This window comes from Pseudarthrobacter sp. NamE2 (assembly GCF_005796205.1).
In the GTDB taxonomy this organism is placed as follows: Bacteria; Actinomycetota; Actinomycetes; order Actinomycetales; family Micrococcaceae; genus Arthrobacter.
On record NZ_VAHN01000018.1, the window covers coordinates 59,960 to 77,335 of the forward strand.

14 protein-coding genes, 1 tRNA gene, 4 pseudogenes and 1 riboswitch are annotated in these 17,376 nt (G+C 65.7%); of the genes and pseudogenes, 9 read left to right on the forward strand and 10 right to left on the reverse strand.

Annotated features, from left to right (window positions below; genetic code table 11):
• Window positions 1-78: 78 nt before the first annotated feature.
• Window positions 79-1,905, reverse strand: coding sequence for a phosphoenolpyruvate carboxykinase (GTP) (locus FDW83_RS17165; protein ID WP_138139293.1), 1,827 nt, complete (start codon window positions 1,903-1,905; stop codon window positions 79-81).
• A gap of 277 nt (window positions 1,906-2,182) precedes the next feature.
• Here FDW83_RS17165 and FDW83_RS17170 point away from each other — a divergent pair.
• The 6 genes and pseudogenes from FDW83_RS17170 (at window position 2,183) to FDW83_RS17195 (ending at window position 7,923) form a co-directional block, all read left to right on the forward strand.
• A tRNA-Arg gene (locus FDW83_RS17170) sits at window positions 2,183-2,256 on the forward strand.
• Window positions 2,257-2,376: 120 nt separating this feature from the next.
• Window positions 2,377-3,831, forward strand: a complete 1,455-nt coding sequence (locus FDW83_RS17175) for an NAD(P)/FAD-dependent oxidoreductase (protein WP_138139294.1) — start codon at window positions 2,377-2,379, stop codon at window positions 3,829-3,831.
• Between the two features lie 68 nt (window positions 3,832-3,899).
• Window positions 3,900-4,604, forward strand: coding sequence for an ABC transporter ATP-binding protein (locus FDW83_RS17180; RefSeq protein ID WP_240721034.1), 705 nt, complete (start codon window positions 3,900-3,902; stop codon window positions 4,602-4,604).
• Window positions 4,601-6,638 (forward strand): annotated as a pseudogene (locus tag FDW83_RS17185) (YhgE/Pip family protein). Before FDW83_RS17180 ends, FDW83_RS17185 begins: the two are co-directional and overlap by 4 nt.
• Window positions 6,635-7,324: a TetR/AcrR family transcriptional regulator gene (locus FDW83_RS17190; protein WP_138139295.1), complete on the forward strand. Its 690-nt coding sequence runs from the start codon at window positions 6,635-6,637 to the stop codon at window positions 7,322-7,324. Before FDW83_RS17185 ends, FDW83_RS17190 begins: the two are co-directional and overlap by 4 nt.
• Window positions 7,325-7,332: 8 nt before the next feature.
• A complete protein-coding gene (locus FDW83_RS17195) occupies window positions 7,333-7,923 on the forward strand; it encodes a hypothetical protein (protein WP_138139296.1) in 591 nt (196 codons plus the stop codon).
• Window positions 7,924-7,956: 33 nt separating this feature from the next.
• Here FDW83_RS17195 and FDW83_RS17200 read toward each other — a convergent pair whose 3' ends face one another.
• The gene (locus tag FDW83_RS17200; RefSeq protein WP_138139297.1) at window positions 7,957-8,484 is read right to left on the reverse strand and encodes a histidine phosphatase family protein; all 528 of its coding nucleotides are present in this window, start codon (window positions 8,482-8,484) and stop codon (window positions 7,957-7,959) included.
• 54 nt (window positions 8,485-8,538) lie between these two features.
• Complete coding sequence (locus FDW83_RS17205; protein WP_138139298.1) at window positions 8,539-9,402, reverse strand: winged helix-turn-helix domain-containing protein; 864 nt, start codon at window positions 9,400-9,402, stop codon at window positions 8,539-8,541.
• Window positions 9,403-10,113: 711 nt separating this feature from the next.
• Here FDW83_RS17205 and FDW83_RS17210 point away from each other — a divergent pair.
• Both FDW83_RS17210 and FDW83_RS19240 read left to right on the forward strand, forming a co-directional pair.
• Window positions 10,114-10,907: pseudogene (locus tag FDW83_RS17210) on the forward strand (histidine kinase dimerization/phospho-acceptor domain-containing protein); the annotation flags it as partial.
• Between the two features lie 249 nt (window positions 10,908-11,156).
• Window positions 11,157-11,318, forward strand: a riboswitch (cyclic di-AMP (ydaO/yuaA leader).
• A gap of 5 nt (window positions 11,319-11,323) precedes the next feature.
• Window positions 11,324-12,064 carry a hypothetical protein gene (locus FDW83_RS19240; protein WP_171027602.1) on the forward strand — a complete coding sequence of 247 codons (741 nt, stop codon included), beginning with the start codon at window positions 11,324-11,326 and terminating at the stop codon, window positions 12,062-12,064.
• A 38-nt stretch (window positions 12,065-12,102) separates the two neighbouring features.
• Here FDW83_RS19240 and FDW83_RS19580 read toward each other — a convergent pair.
• From FDW83_RS19580 to FDW83_RS17235, 3 genes and pseudogenes are all read right to left on the reverse strand, one after another.
• Window positions 12,103-12,183: pseudogene (locus FDW83_RS19580) on the reverse strand (glyoxalase); the annotation flags it as partial.
• Window positions 12,184-12,262: 79 nt separating this feature from the next.
• Window positions 12,263-12,898, reverse strand: coding sequence for a uracil phosphoribosyltransferase (upp, locus tag FDW83_RS17230; RefSeq protein ID WP_138139300.1), 636 nt, complete (start codon window positions 12,896-12,898; stop codon window positions 12,263-12,265).
• Window positions 12,899-12,910: 12 nt separating this feature from the next.
• Window positions 12,911-13,726, reverse strand: coding sequence for a phosphatase PAP2 family protein (locus FDW83_RS17235; RefSeq protein WP_138139301.1), 816 nt, complete (start codon window positions 13,724-13,726; stop codon window positions 12,911-12,913).
• A 60-nt stretch (window positions 13,727-13,786) separates the two neighbouring features.
• On the opposite strand from FDW83_RS17235, the gene tadA reads away from it, so the two are divergent.
• Window positions 13,787-14,290 (forward strand): tRNA adenosine(34) deaminase TadA, encoded by a 504-nt coding sequence (gene tadA / locus FDW83_RS17240; protein WP_138139302.1) that lies wholly within the window; start codon window positions 13,787-13,789, stop codon window positions 14,288-14,290.
• Window positions 14,291-14,300: 10 nt separating this feature from the next.
• On the opposite strand, the gene FDW83_RS17245 is transcribed toward tadA, so the two are convergent.
• From FDW83_RS17245 to FDW83_RS19585, 4 genes and pseudogenes are all read right to left on the reverse strand, one after another.
• Complete coding sequence (locus tag FDW83_RS17245) at window positions 14,301-15,368, reverse strand: glycosyltransferase family 4 protein (RefSeq protein ID WP_370281374.1); 1,068 nt, start codon at window positions 15,366-15,368, stop codon at window positions 14,301-14,303.
• Window positions 15,369-15,392: 24 nt separating this feature from the next.
• A complete protein-coding gene (locus tag FDW83_RS17250) occupies window positions 15,393-15,788 on the reverse strand; it encodes a 6-carboxytetrahydropterin synthase (RefSeq protein ID WP_138139304.1) in 396 nt (131 codons plus the stop codon).
• A 41-nt stretch (window positions 15,789-15,829) separates the two neighbouring features.
• Window positions 15,830-16,828, reverse strand: coding sequence for a zinc-binding alcohol dehydrogenase (locus FDW83_RS17255; RefSeq protein WP_138139305.1), 999 nt, complete (start codon window positions 16,826-16,828; stop codon window positions 15,830-15,832).
• Between the two features lie 79 nt (window positions 16,829-16,907).
• Window positions 16,908-17,376 (reverse strand): annotated as a pseudogene (locus tag FDW83_RS19585) (HNH endonuclease); the annotation flags it as partial.

The following is a 17,376-nucleotide window of genomic DNA, read 5'->3' on the forward strand; positions in this document are numbered from 1 at the left end:
GTCCTAAGAACGACGGCGGCCCCGCACCTTTTCACTCAAGGTGCGGGGCCGCCGTCGTGCTTCAGATTGTTAGTCCTCTCAGGAGAGGCGTTCCTTCAGGCCTGCCAGTTCGGACTGGAGCGCCTGGGGCAGGGATCCGCCGAAGTTGGCGAACCATTCCTCGATCGAGGCGAGTTCAGTGGCCCATTCGGCGGGATCGACCTTGACGGCTTCCTCGACCTGCGCCGGGGTCATGTCCAGGCCCTCGAGGTCGATGGAGTCACCGGTGGGAACGAAACCGATGGGGGTTTCGACGGCGTCAGCCTTGCCTTCGAGGCGCTCGATGGCCCACTTGAGGACGCGGGCGTTGTCACCGAAACCTGGCCAGGCGAAGCCGCCCTCTGAGTTCCGGCGGAACCAGTTGACCAGGAAAATCCTGGGCAGGCGCTCCGGGTTGGCCTTGGCGGACAGGTTGACCCAGTGGTTCAGGTAATCGCCGGCGTCGTAGCCAATGAACGGCAGCATGGCCATGGGGTCGCGGCGGACCACGCCCACCGCGCCAGCAGCAGCAGCGGTGGTTTCGGAGGACAGGGTGGAGCCCATGAAGATGCCGTTGGACCAGCTGCGCGCCTCGGTGACCAGCGGGATGGTCGTCTTGCGGCGGCCGCCAAACAGGATGGCGGACAGTTCCACGCCGTCCGGGTTGTGGTATTCCTCTGCCAGCATGTCGATCTGGTCGATGGGGGTGCAGAACCGCGAGTTCGGGTGGGCAGCGGGCTTGCCGGATTCCGGCGTCCAGGAGTTGCCCTGCCAGTCGGTCAGGTGGCCAGGCACTTCTTCCGTCATGCCCTCCCACCACACGCCGCCGTCGTCGGTCAGTGCAACGTTGGTGAAGATGCTGTTGCCTTTGGCAATGGCGCGCATGGCGTTGGGGTTGGTGCCCCAGCCGGTACCCGGTGCAACACCAAAGAGGCCGGCCTCCGGGTTGACGGCGCGGAGCTCGCCTTCCTTGCCGAAACGCATCCAGGTGATGTCGTCACCGAGGGTCTCCACCTTCCATCCCTTGACGGTGGGATCCAGCAGGGCAAGGTTGGTCTTGCCGCAGGCGGACGGAAAGGCAGCAGCGACGTAGTACGTCTTCTGCTCCGGGGAGGTCAGCTTGAGGATGAGCATGTGCTCGGCCAGCCAGCCCTCGTCCCGCGCCATGACGGAGGCGATACGAAGGGCGTAGCACTTCTTGCCCAGCAGGGCGTTGCCGCCGTAGCCGGAGCCGAAGGACCAGATGGAGCGCTCTTCGGGGAAGTGGACGATCCACTTGTCCGGGTTGCACGGCCACGGAACATCTTCCTGGCCGGGCTCCAGCGGCGCACCCACGGAGTGCAGTGCCGGGACGAAGAAGGCATTGGTCTCCGTGATGCGGTTCAGGACGTCGGTGCCGATGCGGGCCATGATCCGCATCGAGGCGACAACGTAGGCGCTGTCCGTGATCTCGACGCCGAACTTCGGGTCCTCGGCGTCGAGGTGGCCCATCACGAAGGGGATGACGTACATGGTCCGGCCGCGCATGGAACCGGCAAAGAGTCCGCGCAGCTTTTCCTTCATCTCGGCCGGGGCCATCCAGTTGTTGGTGAAGCCGGCGTCACGCTTGTTTTCGGAGCAGATGAAGGTTTGCTCCTCTACCCGGGCCACGTCAGCGGGGTCCGAGAAGGCGGCGAAGGAGTTGGGGAAGAGTTCCTGGTTCAGCGGAGTCAGGGTGCCGGCGGCGACGAGCTCGCCGGTGAGGCGGGTGTTTTCCTCCTCGGATCCGTCAACCCAGTAGATGCGGTCCGGCTGCGTAAGCTCAGCAACCTCTTCGACCCATGCCAGCAGGCCGGCATGTGTGGTGGGTGCTTTCTCAAGCAGCGGCTTCTGCGCCAGATCGCCCATTGCAGTTCCCTTCCTCGGGGTTGATCGGTGTGTGCTAAATGCTATGGTCCGGACCACTGCGGATTTTTGGCAGCTTGCTGGCTAAAACCTGCCGCCGAAATCCCGATCCGCGGAAATTCAAGGAATATTTGGCGAAAAGTCTATGATTAAGTGACGAAGGTCACCTGTACCGGTCTAGTCGTGCAGATTACACAGCTCCCGATTTGGCGCTGCGGCCAACCTCGCGTAAAGTAATTCGAGGTTCAGGGAGAGCGGTTCTTCTCCAGGAACACGAGATGCGCCCATAGCTCAGCTGGATAGAGCGTCTGTCTACGGAACAGAAGGTCAGGGGTTCGAATCCCTTTGGGCGCACGGACAGGGTCCGCACAGGTTCGCCGGTGCGGACCTTTTGCGTTAAGCAAAATTACCGCGCTCCCTGCTTCCGCCCGGACGCGTCACTTGGCTGTCGGCACCCCGGCGTAGGCTTTCCCCATGACGCCGGATGCTGTGGAGCACGAGTTTGACGTAGTGGTGATCGGCGCGGGCGCCGTTGGGGAAAATGTGGCCGGCAGGGTGGTGCAGGGCGGATTGACGGCGGTGCTGGTGGAAGCGGAACTGGTAGGCGGCGAATGCTCATACTGGGCCTGCATGCCGTCCAAGGCCCTGCTTCGCCCGGGCACCGCACTGCACGGAGCCCAGACCACACCCGGCGCCAAGGAAGCAGTCACGCGCATCCTGGACGCACCGGCAGTACTGAAGCGCCGGGACTATATGACCTCCAACTGGCAGGATGACAGCCAGGTGCAGTGGGTTAAGGACACGGGAATTGAACTGATCCGCGGGCACGCCCGGCTGACCGCACCCAAGCTTGTGGAGGTGGCCGGCCTGGAGGGGACATCTCACCGCATACAGGCCCGGCACGCTGTAGTCCTCGCCAGCGGGTCCGCACCCAATACTCCCCCGGTTGAAGGACTGAAGGACCTTCCGGTGTGGGGTACCCGGGAAGCCACCTCCGCAAAGGAGATCCCGGAGCGTCTCGCCGTCCTGGGCGGCGGTGTGGCAGGCACCGAACTGGCACAGGCTTTCGCGCGCCTGGGAGCAGCCGTAACACTTGTTGCCCGGAGCGGACTGCTGGGCAACTTCCCCATGGAGGCTGCGCAACTGGTAGCCGCCGGCCTGCGGGCAGACGGCGTCGAACTCCGCCTCAACACCGCCACACATCGGATCACCGGAAACGATGACGGCACCTTCAGCCTGGTACTGGGCGACGGCACCACCGTCACCGCGGACAAGGTCCTGGTTTCCACGGGCCGTCGTCCCGCACTTGCAGGCCTGGGCCTGGAAAGCGTCGGATTCGAAGCGGACGGGGACGGCCGGCTGGCCCTTACCACGGACAGTTCCGGCCTGGTGCAGGGCATACCGGGCGATGAGCCCTGGCTTTACGCCGTGGGGGACGCTGCCGGCCACAACCTTTACACCCACCAGGGCAAGTACGAGGCCCGGGCTGCGGGTGACGCCATCGCTGCCCGGGCAAAGGGCGAACTTGCGGGCAGACCAGCCGCTTGGAGCCGCTACGCCCACACAGCCAACCAGCACGCAGTACCCAGCGTTGTTTTCACGGATCCCGAGCTTGCGTCGGTTGGCCGCACCCTGCAGAAGGCGCAGAAGGACGGGTACAACGCCTCATCCGTTGAGCTCCCCATCCAGGTTGCAGGTTCGTCGCTGCGTGCGGAGAACTACGAGGGATGGGCACAGCTGGTGGTGGATGAGGACCGGAAGGTACTCCTCGGCGCCACTTTCGCGGGTCCCGACGTTGCCGAACTGCTGCATGCTGCAACGATCGCAGTGGTGGGTGAAGTGCCCCTGGAGCGGTTGTGGCATGCGGTGCCGTCGTACCCCACCATCAGTGAGGTGTGGCTCCGGCTCCTGGAGAAGTACGGCCTCTGACGACTATTTGAACTGACCGGTCAGTTTAATTAGACTGGAGGCAACTGCATTTCCTGTGAAAGATTATCTTGCTCTCAGCGCACCAGCTTTATGTCAAAGGCCGCCGCGGTCCCCTGCTTCCTCCCACATCACTCCGGGTGAACCGTGGCGAACTGCTGCTCGTTACGGGCACCCGCCAGGACCAGCGCACAGCGCTTGCATTGACCGTCAGCGGCAGGATGAAGCCGAGCGGAGGCGCGGCCAGCTGGGACACCCTCCACCGGCCCCGCCAACTCCGGCTGGCGAGCGCCCTGGTTGACTCCCCCGGCGTCAACGAGCCGGAGGAGCACCTCAGCGTCCGCGAGCTGGTGACCGAGGACTTGGCCCTGGTACCCCGCCGCTATCGTGGCGCGTTGCTCAGCGGCCCATGGCTGAAAGTGAACAGCTTCAAAGACATCGCGGACCTCTGGACGGAGCAACTGGATCCCCGCCGCCGGATTGAGCTGCTGACCGCGCTGGCCCTCGCCAACCCCCGCACCGACCTGCTGGTGGTCGACTCGCCCGACCGTCATAGTGCCGACCACGAGGCGTGGTTGCCGCGCCTGGAGCATTTGGCGTACGACGACGGCAGGCCACTCGCCGTCGTTGCCACCGCCAGTGCCCTCCCGCCGTCATGGACAGGGCCCTCAGCCGTCATCGGTAATGCCGTACTGGTACAGGCCCAAGACGACCAGCAGGACGTCCGCGCCCCGGAGCACCAGGACGCCCAACTCCAGACAGAGGATGCCACGTGACCGTCCTGCGGCTGGCCCGCTCTGAACTCAAGCGCATGACGGGAGGCTTGCTGCCCAAGCTGACGATTCTCGCGCTGACCATGGTGCCCCTGCTGTACGGAGCGGTGTATCTCTATGCGAACTGGGATCCGTACGGAAACCTGGGCCACCTGGATGCAGCACTGGTTGTGGAAGACACCGGTGCCACCGCGGGTGACGGCAGCCACCTGGCCGCCGGAACCAAGGTGGCCGACGCCCTGGTGCAGGGCAACGTGTTCCATTGGGTCCGCGTGGACAGCAGCCAGGAGGCTGACCAGGGGGTCAGTGACGGCAGGTACGCGTTCGCCCTCAAGATCCCCGGGGACTTCTCCGCCAACCTGGCATCGCCGGGCAGCTTCGATTTCGGCCAGCCAGGCCATGCTGAACGTCACCACCAATGATGCCAACAACTATCTCCTGGGCACCATCGTGGACAAACTGACCACGTCGGTGCACAACACGGTAGCCACCGAGGTGGGTGAGGAAACCGCCAACCAGCTGCTGACCGGCTTTGGCACCATCCACACCAGGATGGTGCAGGCAGCTGACGGTGCGGGCCGGCTGGCCGACGGCGTCACGGGACTCCGGGACGGCACCTCCACCCTGCACGAGGGAACTACAAGCCTCAGCGCCGGAGCCGGTGACCTTTACGCAGGCCAGCTCAAGCTGCGGGACGGCGCCAACCAGCTGACCGACGGCGCCGGGCAGCTCAGCAGCGGGCTGTCCGTCCTCAAGGACAAGACCGCGTCCCTGCCCACTGACACACAAACGCTCGCCTCCGGCGCCGCGCAGGTAGCCGCGGGAAATGCGCAGCTGAAAGCGACGATCCAGGATGTAGCGGCGCAGCTGGAGGCCGCCGACCAGGGCCTGCGGACGCGCGTGATCGAATCGAACACCAGGCTGGTCGCCGCGGGTGTCCTGACCCAGGAGCAAGCCGACAGCATCCTGGCGGACTTCGACTCCGTGGCTGCCTCCAGTCCCGTTGCCGCCGCAAAGGCGAGCCTCCAAACGGACACAGCCCAGGTCCAGCAACTGGCCGACGGCGCGGAATCCGTGAGTGTCGGAGCGGCACAGCTGGCGGCCGGAACACCGGCACTGAAGGACGCGGTCCGGCAGGCATCAGCCGGCGCGGACCAGCTGCACACGGGCGCCGCCACCCTCGCCACCGGCGGTCAGGCAGCTCTGGACGGCACGGCCGGCCTGGCGGACGGCGCCCGCCAGCTCGATGCAGGAGCGGCCCGGCTGTCCGAAGGCGCGGCCACCGCGGCCGAGGGTTCCCGGACGTTGGCCGACGAGATCGCCAGGGGCGCGGGCCAGGTTCCCAATCCTGACGATGTGCAAAAGAGCAACCTGTCCCGGGTGATGGCCGATCCCGTTGCGGTCAGCAACGTTTCACAGGCAAAGGCCGACTCCTACGGAGCCGGGCTCGCGCCGTTCTTCCTCACGCTGGCCTTGTGGATCGGCATCTTCATGCTGGTGCAGGTACTGCGGCCCGTCACCCGGCGGGCGCTTGCCTCCAATGCGCCGTCCTGGAAAATCGCCCTGGGCGGCTGGCTCCCGTTCCTGGCGGTTTCCGTAGTCCAGGCTACGCTGCTGACCCTTGTGGTAAACCTCGCCCTCGGCCTGAATCCCGTCCACCCGGTCCTGATGTGGCTCTTTATGCTGGCAGCGGCCATGGCGTTCAGCGCCCTCATCCAGGGCATCGTGGCGCTGCTCGGTTCGCCCGGGAAACTGGTGGTACTGGTCCTGCTGGTGCTCCAGCTGGTGTCCTCCGGCGGCACGTTCCCCTGGCAAACCACTCCGCAGCCGCTCCATGTCGTGCACGGGATCCTGCCCATGGGCTATGTCGTCACGGGAATGAGGCATCTGGTGTACGGAGCAGATCTGTCCATGATTGTCCCCACCGCCATCGGCCTCCTTGGCTACACCCTGCTGGGAACGGCACTGTCCACGCTTGCCGTGCGCAGGAACAAGTACTGGACGCTCAAGACCCTCAAACCGGAGATCGCGGTATGACCTCCGACCCGCCGGGGGCAGGGAAGGGCCGCACAGCCGAACCATTGCCGACCCAAGGGCCGGCGGCAGCAAAAGTACTGCGACCCGCAAGAACCACCGCCACCCGCCAGAAACTCTTCGACGCCTCCATGGAGCTCATCGGCGAGCGCGGCGCCGCCAACGTCACAGTGGACGAGATTGCCACCGCTGCGGGGGTCTCCAAAGGTACCGTCTACTACAATTTCGGCAGCAAATCCGAACTCGTGGCACAGCTCCTGCGGCACGGGGTGGACATCCTCAAGGAACGCCTGCTGACGCCAGGGGCAGGGCCGGCGAAGGACCCGCTGCTGGCCATGGAGGACATGATTGGCCAGGCCATGGACTTTATGGCGCAGTACCCTTCCTTCGCCCGCCTCTGGGTGAGCGAAAACTGGCGCACCCCGAGCGAGTGGCAGGGAACCTTCACCGTCCTGAGGAGTGAACTTCTGGCGGTCATCGCCCACGCGGTGGAGAACGTGGCCAAGGCCTACCCCGTGGATCCAACCGTTTCCCGCGGGAGCCTGGAAACCGCCATTTTTGGCGCCTGCTTTGTTGTTGGCCTGGACCGCCAGACATACAACCCGGAGCGCACCCGTGACCAAAGCGTTGCAGCAATTATGGCCATCATGCGCGGCTACGTGCTCCGGCCGCATGCCGCTCAGGAATGATGGTGGCCATGAGCCATATGGGGAGCAGCGGAAAAGTGGCGGTCGTCGCCGGCATCGTGGCAGCGGGCCTGCTGGTCCTCACCGGAATGACCCTCGCGATGCCGGTATTCGTCGCGTTCGCGGGCGTCCTGGCGCTGGCCTGCCTGTCAGCCCTGGCCGAGGTGCTGGTGCGGGGGCGCCGGGCGGTGCTGCTGGCCACCGGTGCCGGGACGAGCCTCACCCTGGGATGTACCCTCGCCTTCGTCGGCACCTGGGAGCTGTCCTTTGACGGGCAGTCGTCGTTCCTGGGGACGCCCCTGCCCACCGACGACCCCGACCATTACTTCATCGGCGCCGCGGCCTCCGCTGCCGGGACCCTGCTGGTCCTGTTCGCCGGGGCTGCCTGGCCCGCGGGCAAGCCATTGGCGGCAAGGCGCCGGCGGACCGCGGCCAAACGGCGGCCTGCCGCACCCCGCCCTGTAACCAAGGCGGCACCTGCCCGGCGGACTTCCGGTTCCCGTGCCCCCTCGGGGCTGCCCGCGGCAGCCAAGCGGTCGTCGTCGTCCGCTGTCACTGCACGTAAGCCCGCGGCAAAGCCGGGTATGGCGCCGCGCCGCTGACCACGCCATACCGGCACTGGGCGGGCATGGCAGTTAATGGGCGCGGGGGACCTTGAACCTGGTGATCCTGGCGTCCTGGCCGTCCAACTCGGCCCAGGGCTTCCCGGTCTCCAGCACGGTGAGCGCGCTTGTGGGGAACCGCGTGGCTGCGTCCATGTAGGCGTCGTGGTCCGAGTCCCGGGACGCGAGGTGCATGGCGAGATCCTGGACGCCCGGCAGGTGCGCGATCAGCATGAGGGTAGTGACGGTATCGGGAACATGGTTGATGACGGACAGCATCCGGAGCGCGGAGGCTGCGTACAGCCCGTCCTCAAGCTTTGGCGTGGGCGCCTTGTCCCCCAGCTCGGAGCAAACCCAGGTACAGGTCTGCCGGGTGCGCAGGGCGCTGGAGCAGAGGATGAAGTCGGGAACGATGTTGTGCTTGAGCAGCCAACGGCCTGCCAGCGGCGCTTCCCGGTGCCCGCGCTCCTCCAACGGACGCTCATGGTCGGCCACTCCGCCCGGCCAGTCGGCCTTGGCATGGCGCATGATCACTAGCCGGCGAAGATGGTGCTCACTCATGGGCCAAGCTTAACGAACGGCGCCCGCCCCTCGGGGCGGGCGCTCGTTGAAGGATCAGATCGAGTACTCCGGAGCGGCCCAGACCACTACCTCGGGGTGCTCGTAGAACCGGTAGCCCTGGCCGCGGACGGTGCGGACGGTGTTGGCGAGGCGGCCCAGCTTGGAGCGGAGGCGGCGGATGTGGACGTCAATGGTCCGCTCGTTGGGGACTTCCTCGGCGTTCCGCCACAGGCCTTCAAGCAGTTCGTCGCGGCCCACGGTACGGGTGCCATTCTCCACCAGGTAGTTCAGGAGTTCGAACTCCTTGAACGTCAGGTTGAGCGACTCGCCGTCGAGGTGGACTTCACGCCGGGCAAGGTCGATCAGGACGCCGGACGGACGCTGTTCCTGCGGCTGCTGCGGGCGGGGCGTCTCGGTGCGCTGGCGGGAGTTTACGGTTGGGTCGCCGAAGGTGGAGCGTACGACGTCGAGCGCGGAACCCGGGGTGCCGGCCGGGGCGACGGCGACGGCGGCATAACTCTCTGCACCGGCCACCAGGGACTGGGCGTAGGCGCGGATTTCCTGGGCAAGCTTGGCGATGGACGTGCCTGCAGCTGCCGCGGTTTCCTCGTCGATGCCCATGTAGAGGACGAAGCCCCGGGCAACATTGTCATTCGCGACGGGGCGCACGGCGTTGGGTCCGGCCACCACGGGGGTGGGCGCCGTTACGGGAGCGGACTCCGCGGCGGGAACAGCGCGGAGCTGGCCGTATGAGCTGGGGTTGTATCCCTGGGGCCCATAGCCCTGGGCGGGAAAGCTGCTTCCGGAGGACGGCGCAAGCGAAGGACGGGGACCGAAACCGGGGCGCAGGCCGGACGACTGGCCTGCCTTGGCGGCGTTACGGACGGAGATGTGGACGTATCCGGATGCAACAGACATGGAATGCTTACCTCAATGTGAAGGCCGCCATAGCGGCTCGAATGCTGGTTGCCCGCAATGCGAACTGGGGGGCGCCCTACGCTGGGCTGGGGGCGAATGCCTAAGAACTTCGAAGGGTGGGAAGGTTCAGGCGTGCATTCGACAACAGCGCATGTCGGCAGCAGCTGGTGTGCTGGGCCAATATTCTGCGGCTGCAGGTGCTGTTGAGTTCTTGTTCACATTGGAAGTGTGCAGCGTAACAATGGCAACTTGCAAGTAACAATGGACCGAATCGTCCGTATTGTGAGACAAACTGCGACATTGTGGCGCAGATCACGATTTTCCCGGAGGCAAAAGAATAACGCTCGTTATCTGGCAAAGGTCTCCCGCAGCGGAGATTCGCTGAACATTGTTCGGTCAATAACGCTCTCCATATCCTTTTCTTCAGAACAGTTAACCATCCGCTCGTAAGCAGACTGAGTAATCCCACTTGTCCAGCCGGTAGTGGGAACTCATAAAAAACTTCCCCGGCGCGCCCTCTCTCCGGCTTACAAGGCGTGATTCACAGGCTGGACAGGACTGCTGCCGCCGTGCACCCGCCCATGATCCACACCGTGCCCGGCGCCGGTTACGCCATCCAGCCGGCGGAGTAGGCCGGTTCCCGCCCCGCAAGCTCCGGATCCGCAGCCCCGTAGCCGGCACAAGCCCGTCACGAGGCACCTCCGCACCCGACTGATCCTGCCGGCCATGGCACTGCTCATCGCCGTTTTCGGTGCGGTGGGAGTGGTCAGCTACGCCTCCATGAACGCGTTCTTGACTCCTTAGCTAAATGCCCAGCTCAGCCAGGCGGCGGAACGGGCCAACGATCCGGGCCAGCCACCGCGGCACCGTCCACGGAAGACAAAGAGATCCTCCTGGCTCTCGCCCGCAGACGCCCGGCCCGTGGACCGGCAGCTCTCCAACGGCGGGTACCGGCTGGTCACCGTCCAGACGAACTTCGGGGATATTTTGGTAACCCGCTTGCCCCTGGCCGGCAAAGGAAAGCACGCTGGCTTCCCTGATATTGACCTTCGTCTTCGTATCCCTGGGCAGCCTCCTGCTCGTTGGCCTGGTGGTACCGTCCTGATCCGGCGCACCATGAAGCCGCTCGAACAGCTGTCCGGGGTTGCCACCCGGGTGTCCCGGCTGCCACTGGACGCCGGCGGAGTGGCACTCGCGGTGCGCGTGCCGCCGTCGAACTCCAACCCCGGAACCGAAGCGGGCAGAGTTGGCCACGCACTGAACCTGATGCTGGACAACACGGCCAACGCACTCGAGGCGCGGCAGAAGAGCGAGACCAAGGTCCGGCAGTTCGTGGCCACGCCTCGCACGAGTTGAGGACGCCGCTGACGGCGATCCGCGGCTACACCGAGCTTATGCGGATGACGGAGGACTTCACCCCGGATGCCGGAATCGCTGGCATGGTGCAGAGCCAGTCGGAGTGCATGACGGCGCTGGTGGAGGACCTGCTGCTCCTTGCGCGGCTGAAGAGAACACCAGCGGCTGGGCTTATCCATTTGCAATCACTCGCGGAAGCATCACGCCTGTGGGTCACGGTAACGTCACGGCCCGGGCGTACTCGATCCAGCCCCGTACTGCCATTCGTCCCCCAGCACCGGCAAGGCGACGCGCCGCGGTCGTGATGTCCGTTACCTAAATGTGACTTATGCGCTGCGCTGCTGTACCGTCGATTAGGTGCGGTTTACGTTCGGACCGCATATCCGGATGACGCCAAGCTCTGCCACTTCCCGGATTCCGCGCGATCAAAGGCAGAGGCGGGGGACCCACCGTCCCGGGCACTGAAGATTGCCCTTGGGGTTAAGCCAGCACGTGATTTCCGTGTGGCCGGATGCCCTCATCCGAACCCGACAGCTAACTCCGCAGGTGTGAGAGGCGATTCATCATGTTCAAATTCCCGGTTGAACCGCGCCCGAAAAGCGGTTCCAACAGTCATGCCCCGTGTCCGGAAGGCAAGAAGTTTGGCTTCGGCCAGCGCGCCGCAGTCCTCGCAGCCTCCGCTGCGCTGCTGGTTGGCGTCGGTGCTGCAGGCCAGGCCACCGACGCGTTGATCCCGGCTGCGTCTACGTCCGGTACGTCCGCTGCGGACACGGATGCGCAGATGAGCATAGAGAAGAGCGAGATCAGGTCCAACCCGGCCGACTCCCCCGCTCCGGCTCCCATCAACGTGGTTCCGCAGGCCGCCGAGCCCGCCCCGGCACCTGCGCCCGAGCCGGCACCCGCTGCGGAACCGGCTCCTGCGCCCGCGCCGGAACCCGCTCCGGCCCCCGCACCTGAGCCGGCTCCGGCACCCGAGCCTGCTCCCGTCGTCGCGGTCAATGACCCCGCCGGTGCACAGGCCTACGCCGCCGGGCAGCTTGCTTCCTACGGCTGGGCCCAGGACCAGATGCCGTGCCTGGTGACCCTGTGGGACAAGGAATCAGACTGGACCACCACGGCCACCAACCCCAGCAGCGGCGCGTACGGCATTGTCCAGTCCCTGCCTGCGGAAAAGATGGCGAGTGCCGGTCCGGACTACCTCACCAACTACCGGACCCAGATCAACTGGGGCTTGAACTACATCAAGGAGCGCTACCAGTCCCCGTGCGGTGCGCTGAACTTCCACTACGCCAACAACTGGTACTAAGCCCGGCCTGAGCAAGGCACTGTACATCCCCGGCCGCATCAGCGTCCGGGGATGTACTGCACCGCCCACCTGTTGCCGTCGGGATCGGCGAAGTACACAAAGTGGCCCCAGTCCTGGACTGGGCACAGGCTGCGGGCGTGCCTGAGATTGCGGAAGGCTTGTGTTTACGGCACCCGTTAAGCACCTGCCGCCCGGAGTTCAGCCAGCGATGCCGTAGAGGCGGTCGCCGGCGTCGCCCAGCCCGGGAACGATGTAGGACTTGTCATTCAGCTTCTCGTCGATGGATGCCAGGACAATCGTCACGTTGGCATCAGACAGTTCCTCCTCAAGCTTGGCCAGACCCTCGGGTGCGGCCAGCAGGCAGATGCAGGTGACGTCCGAGGCGCCGCGCTTGAACAGGAACTTGATGGCTTCGCGAAGGGTTCCGCCCGTGGCCAGCATCGGGTCCAGTACGAAGATCTGGCGGCCCGTGAGTATTTCCGGCAAACGCTCGGCATAGGTGATGATGTCCAGCGTTTCCTCGTCCCGGGCCATGCCCAAAAAGCCCACCTCAGCGGTAGGGACCAGCTTGGTCATGCCCTCGAGCATCCCGAGCCCGGCGCGCAGGATGGGAACAACCAGAGGGGTTGGCTTGGTGAAAGCGGTCCCGACGGTGGTGCTGACCGGGGTTTCGATGGTGACGGGTTCGGTGCGGACCTCACGTGTTGCCTCGTAGGCCAGGAGTGTCACCAGCTCTTCGGTCAGCTGGCGGAACACCGGGGACGGGGTGTTCCTGTCCCTCAGGACGGTCAGCTTATGGGCGACGAGCGGGTGGTCCACAACGAGAGTGCGCATGCGTAAAAACTATCACCCGCCGTTGTTGGCCCCTCCTCCGCTGCTGCGGTCCGCGGGCCGGTCGTGATGCACGGCCTCGGCCACAACGTCGCGCACCACCGGGCGCTCGAACGTGGGCGCCGGACCCGCATGTTCCCTGCGTCTGGTCAGGTGGAACAGCCTGTGGGCAAGGATCACCATGCCCACCCACGCAAGCCCCAGGAGCCAGCCGGCCATCACGTCCGTAAGCCAGTGGTGCCCCAGGAACACCCGGCTGAGTCCCATGGCGATGATGAATATCACGCCGGTAGTGATGGCGGTGATCCGGGCCCAAAGCATCCGGAACTGCAGGCACATGATGTACAGGAGCACGCCGATCACCACGGTGGTGTTCAGCGTATGACCGCTGGGAAAGGACGGGGTGCTTTCGAACGGGGGTACGGCTTCGGAGTGGTCTGGGCGCTCCCTGCCCACGAGCCTCTTGCCGAGGGTGGTGGCCGTTGTGGACACCGCGGCTGCCCCGCCCACCAGGATGATGGGCCGCCACGATCTGCTCAGGAACGTCAGCCAGGCCGTAAGAATGCTTGCAAGGATCGGCATCCCCACGCCGCCGCCAATATTCGTAAAGCCGGTGACGAAGGCGTCCGTCTCCGGGTTGCGCAGCGACTGTGAGTAGTCCAGGGCGGGGATGTCCAGGCTCGCGAGCCCTTCCTCGTCAACCACGTCTGAATACACCTCGGCGCCAAGCAACGCCATTGCGAGCACCAGGACACCGCCGATGATCATGGTCAGCCACAGCGCGGCATACGGCTTGAACCACTTGTCCACACGGTCTCTGACGGTGCTCATTGTGCCTCCCGGCGATGGTCGTCACGGGCTTCAAGTTTCTTCCGAAACTATCATTGAGCCATGGTCTCCGCTGGAAAACACCACACCTGGATGGCGCTTGCCCTCGAGGAAGCCCGGCGCGCCCTCGCAACTGAGGACGTGCCGATCGGTGCCGTGGTGTTGGGGCCCGACGGCGCGGTGCTGGGTTCCGGACGCAATCAGCGGGAGGAACTTGGAGACCCCACGGCCCACGCCGAGGTGGTTGCGATCCGCCAGGCGGCGGAGCGGCTGCGCGAACGCGCTGCGCGCGATGGCGGACAGGCAGACGGCTGGCGGTTGTCCGACTGCACACTGGTGGTCACGCTGGAACCGTGCGCCATGTGCGCCGGGGCGATTGTCCTCGCGCGGATTCCGCGGGTGGTCTTTGGTGCCTGGGACGAGAAGGCCGGCGCCGCAGGCTCGGTGTTCGACGTCCTTCGGGAGCGACGCCTTAACCATTGGGTGGAGGTCTACCCCGGCGTGCGAGAGGAGGAGTGCGCCGTGCTCCTGCGGGAATTCTTCGCCGGCCACCGGACCCGGTTGTAGCACGGTCTCTTTATCCGGCAGTGCCCTCCACCGCAGCCAGCACCGCCGCGGCCGTCCGGTCCCAGCCGGGCAACCGATCCCGGGCGTCCAGTGCCGCTGTCCGCCAGGTTTGCCTCAAACCGGCATCCTCCAGCCATCGCCGGAGGACTTCGGCCAGCGCGGCGGGGGCCTCCGGGTCATCCGGTGCCAGCGGCACCGCCAAACCTGGAAGGCGAAGGCCGCCGTCGTCATTCCTCAAACCGGCCAGTCCCAGCGCTTCCACCGCGCCTGTCCCCTGGCGCACCACAACGGGAATTCCGCGGGCAAGCGACTCGGTGACCACCATGCCGAAGGCCTCGGCCTGTGACACAAGGAGGCTCAGGTTTGCCGCCTCCCACTCGCGTTCCAGGGCTTCGCCAAGCAGCTCGCCGGTAAGGCGGATCCGACGGTTCAGGCCGTTGTCCATGACGGCGCTACGCACCCTTGACGCGTACTCCGGATCCGCCTGGTCCGATCCCACCAAGGCGGCGCTCCACTCCAGGTCTTTGAGGAGCGCAAGGGCCGCCACAGTGAGCAGCTGGTCCTTGACCGGCAGGAGCGCCGCCACGACGACGACGTTCGGCGGCCGGGAACCCTGTGCGACAGGGGCGGGATCCACGCCTGGCAGGGCGACCCGCACGCCGCGCAGCCCATGGCGCTCCTTGAGGGCGTAGGCCGTACTGGAGCTGGTGCAGATGACGCCGGAGGCGGCACGCAGCGCCCGTCCCTCACTTTCCAGGGCCGCGGGGCCGGACGCTTCCGGAACAATCATGTGGGCCAGGACCAAAGGCGCCTTGCCGGCCTTGGCCGCGTACTCGAGTTCGTCCGGGGCACCCACGGCCACCAGCCCGTCCACGACGCCCACGGCCTGCCCGCTTCCGGCCCCCGGTTCCCAGGCGACCAGAAGGCTGCCGAGCCGGCGTCGGTCCTTTGCTGACGCTTCCGGCCATGCCCCCTCCACGGAGAGGACCTCGACGTCGGTGCCCGCCTTCCGCAGGCCGCGCACCAGCCGCGCGTTGTAGGCATTCCCGCCCGAGTTGTGGTGAATGTTGCCTGGCACCAGCAGGCGGATAGGGAGCATGGGTCAGGCGGTAAGGTCCAGCGAGAAGGTGGCCCAGGCGTCCGGGGTCTCGCGCAGGGTGACGTCGATGCCGTCAAGGTGCCGCCCGTCGTCGTGGTCCTTGATCTTTTCCGCCACGGCCTGGGCGATGTACCGGGCAAGCACTTCGGTGGTGCTGAGTTTGCCGGCGAAGTCCGGATGTTCATCCAGGTTGCGGTAGTTCAGCCCTTCAAGGACCTCTTCGATCACCGTGCCGGCAGCGCCGATGTCCAGGACAATCGCGTCATCATTGAGCGAACGACGGCGGAAGGCCACTTCGGCGACGAAGGTGGCCCCGTGCAGGGCCTGGGCCGGGCCGAATGACTCGCGCGGCAGGCTGTGGGCGATCATGAAGTGGCGGCGGACGGTCAGGCTGAACATTCGTTCCCCTTATGGTTGGCGGGCGCTGTTTCTGGTGGTGTCTACTCTTTGTCCGGGTACTCAATAACGTGGCAGAGGGCGTCCAGTGTGCCGTGTGCCAGGTTCTGGACCACCTCCGGCAGTTCCTCAAACGGCGACGAGCCCGTCAGGAAGACGTCGAACACCGGGTCTTCGAGCAGGGACACTGCGAGGTTGAGGCGGTCCGCGTTGGTGCGGCGGTGGCGGCGGGCCCGGGCCACGACCCCCACCTGGCTGGCCCTGATGGACAGGCGGCGGGCGTGGAAGTCCTCGCCGAGCGGCAGGGTGACCTCTCGGTTGGCGTACCAGGACATCTCAATGACATCACCTTCGTCACCGACCAGTTGGAGGCTGCGTTCAAGGCCTTCCTGTGATGCGGAGCAGTGGAAGACGATGTCGCAGTCTGCGAGGGCATCATCCGGGTGGGTGAAGTCCACGCCCAGAGTGTCCGCGAACTGCTTCCTGCCCGCATCCAGCTCCACCAGCTGCAACCGGGCAAGCGGAAATGTGCGCAGGAGGGTCGCCACCATGCCGCCCACCAACCCGGCTCCGACTACGGCCACCCTGTCCCCCATCCGCGGCCCGGCCTCCCAGAGGGCGTTGACTGCGGTTTCGACTGTTCCGGTGAGGACGGCACGCCTTGAGGGGACGGCGTCGGGAATCTTGGTGAGCTCCGTGACCGGGACGACGTAGCGGTCCTGATGCGGGTTCAGGCAGAAGACGCGCTGGCCCCTCCAGTCCTCCGGCCCATCCTCAACTATGCCGACGGAGAGATAGCCGAACTTCACCGGCCCGGGGAACTGCCCCTCCTGGTGCGGCGCCCGCATCTCCTCGGCGACCCGCGGCGGAACGGCACCCTTATGGACCACCATCTCCGTTCCTTTGCTGATTCCGGAGTAGAGCGCACGGACCAGGGCTTCGCCGGGACCCGGAGGTTGAAGTTCCTCCGTGCGGAGCTCCCCGTGTTCGCGGGCGGTGGTCCAGTATGCGGTGGCGCGGACGGGATTTTGTGAGGTAGTCATCTTGCTGATGAATCTAGCCGGACCGGTGTCGGGAGGGAAAATTTGACGGCGTGGAGCGTTCCAGTGAGCCTGAGGTCAGCTACATGCCAATTCCCAGTTCTTGCTTGCGTGGGGCCGGGGGCAGCGTGATGGGCAGTGCGAGGAATTCGTCCTGGAGCCCGTGCCCGGGTGGGATGTCGCTGGGTTTATGAGGTGTTCGCGGGTGGCTTTTCGATGGGATGCCCGGCGGAAAGTCGGCTGAAACTTCAGGCAGCAGGACATCATGGCTGAGCAGATCCTCAGTCAGGGCGGGTGGCCAGTGGGGTGGTTCCCAGTCCTGGTGTTCGCTGGTGTAGCGGCGTCCGGCGGGTGAGATCCAGCCGGGTGGTTCGTTTTTGGTGGCGGGGGTGGGTTGCCAGGCGCTGGTGTGTTTCATGCGGTGGTGTTTGGGGCAGGGCTGGGCGAGGTTGGTGATTCCGGTGGTTCCGCCGTGGTGCCAGGCCAGCAGGTGGTCGGCTTCATTGTCGAGGGAGTGGTTGCTGCAGCCGGGGAACGGGCATTTGCCGTCC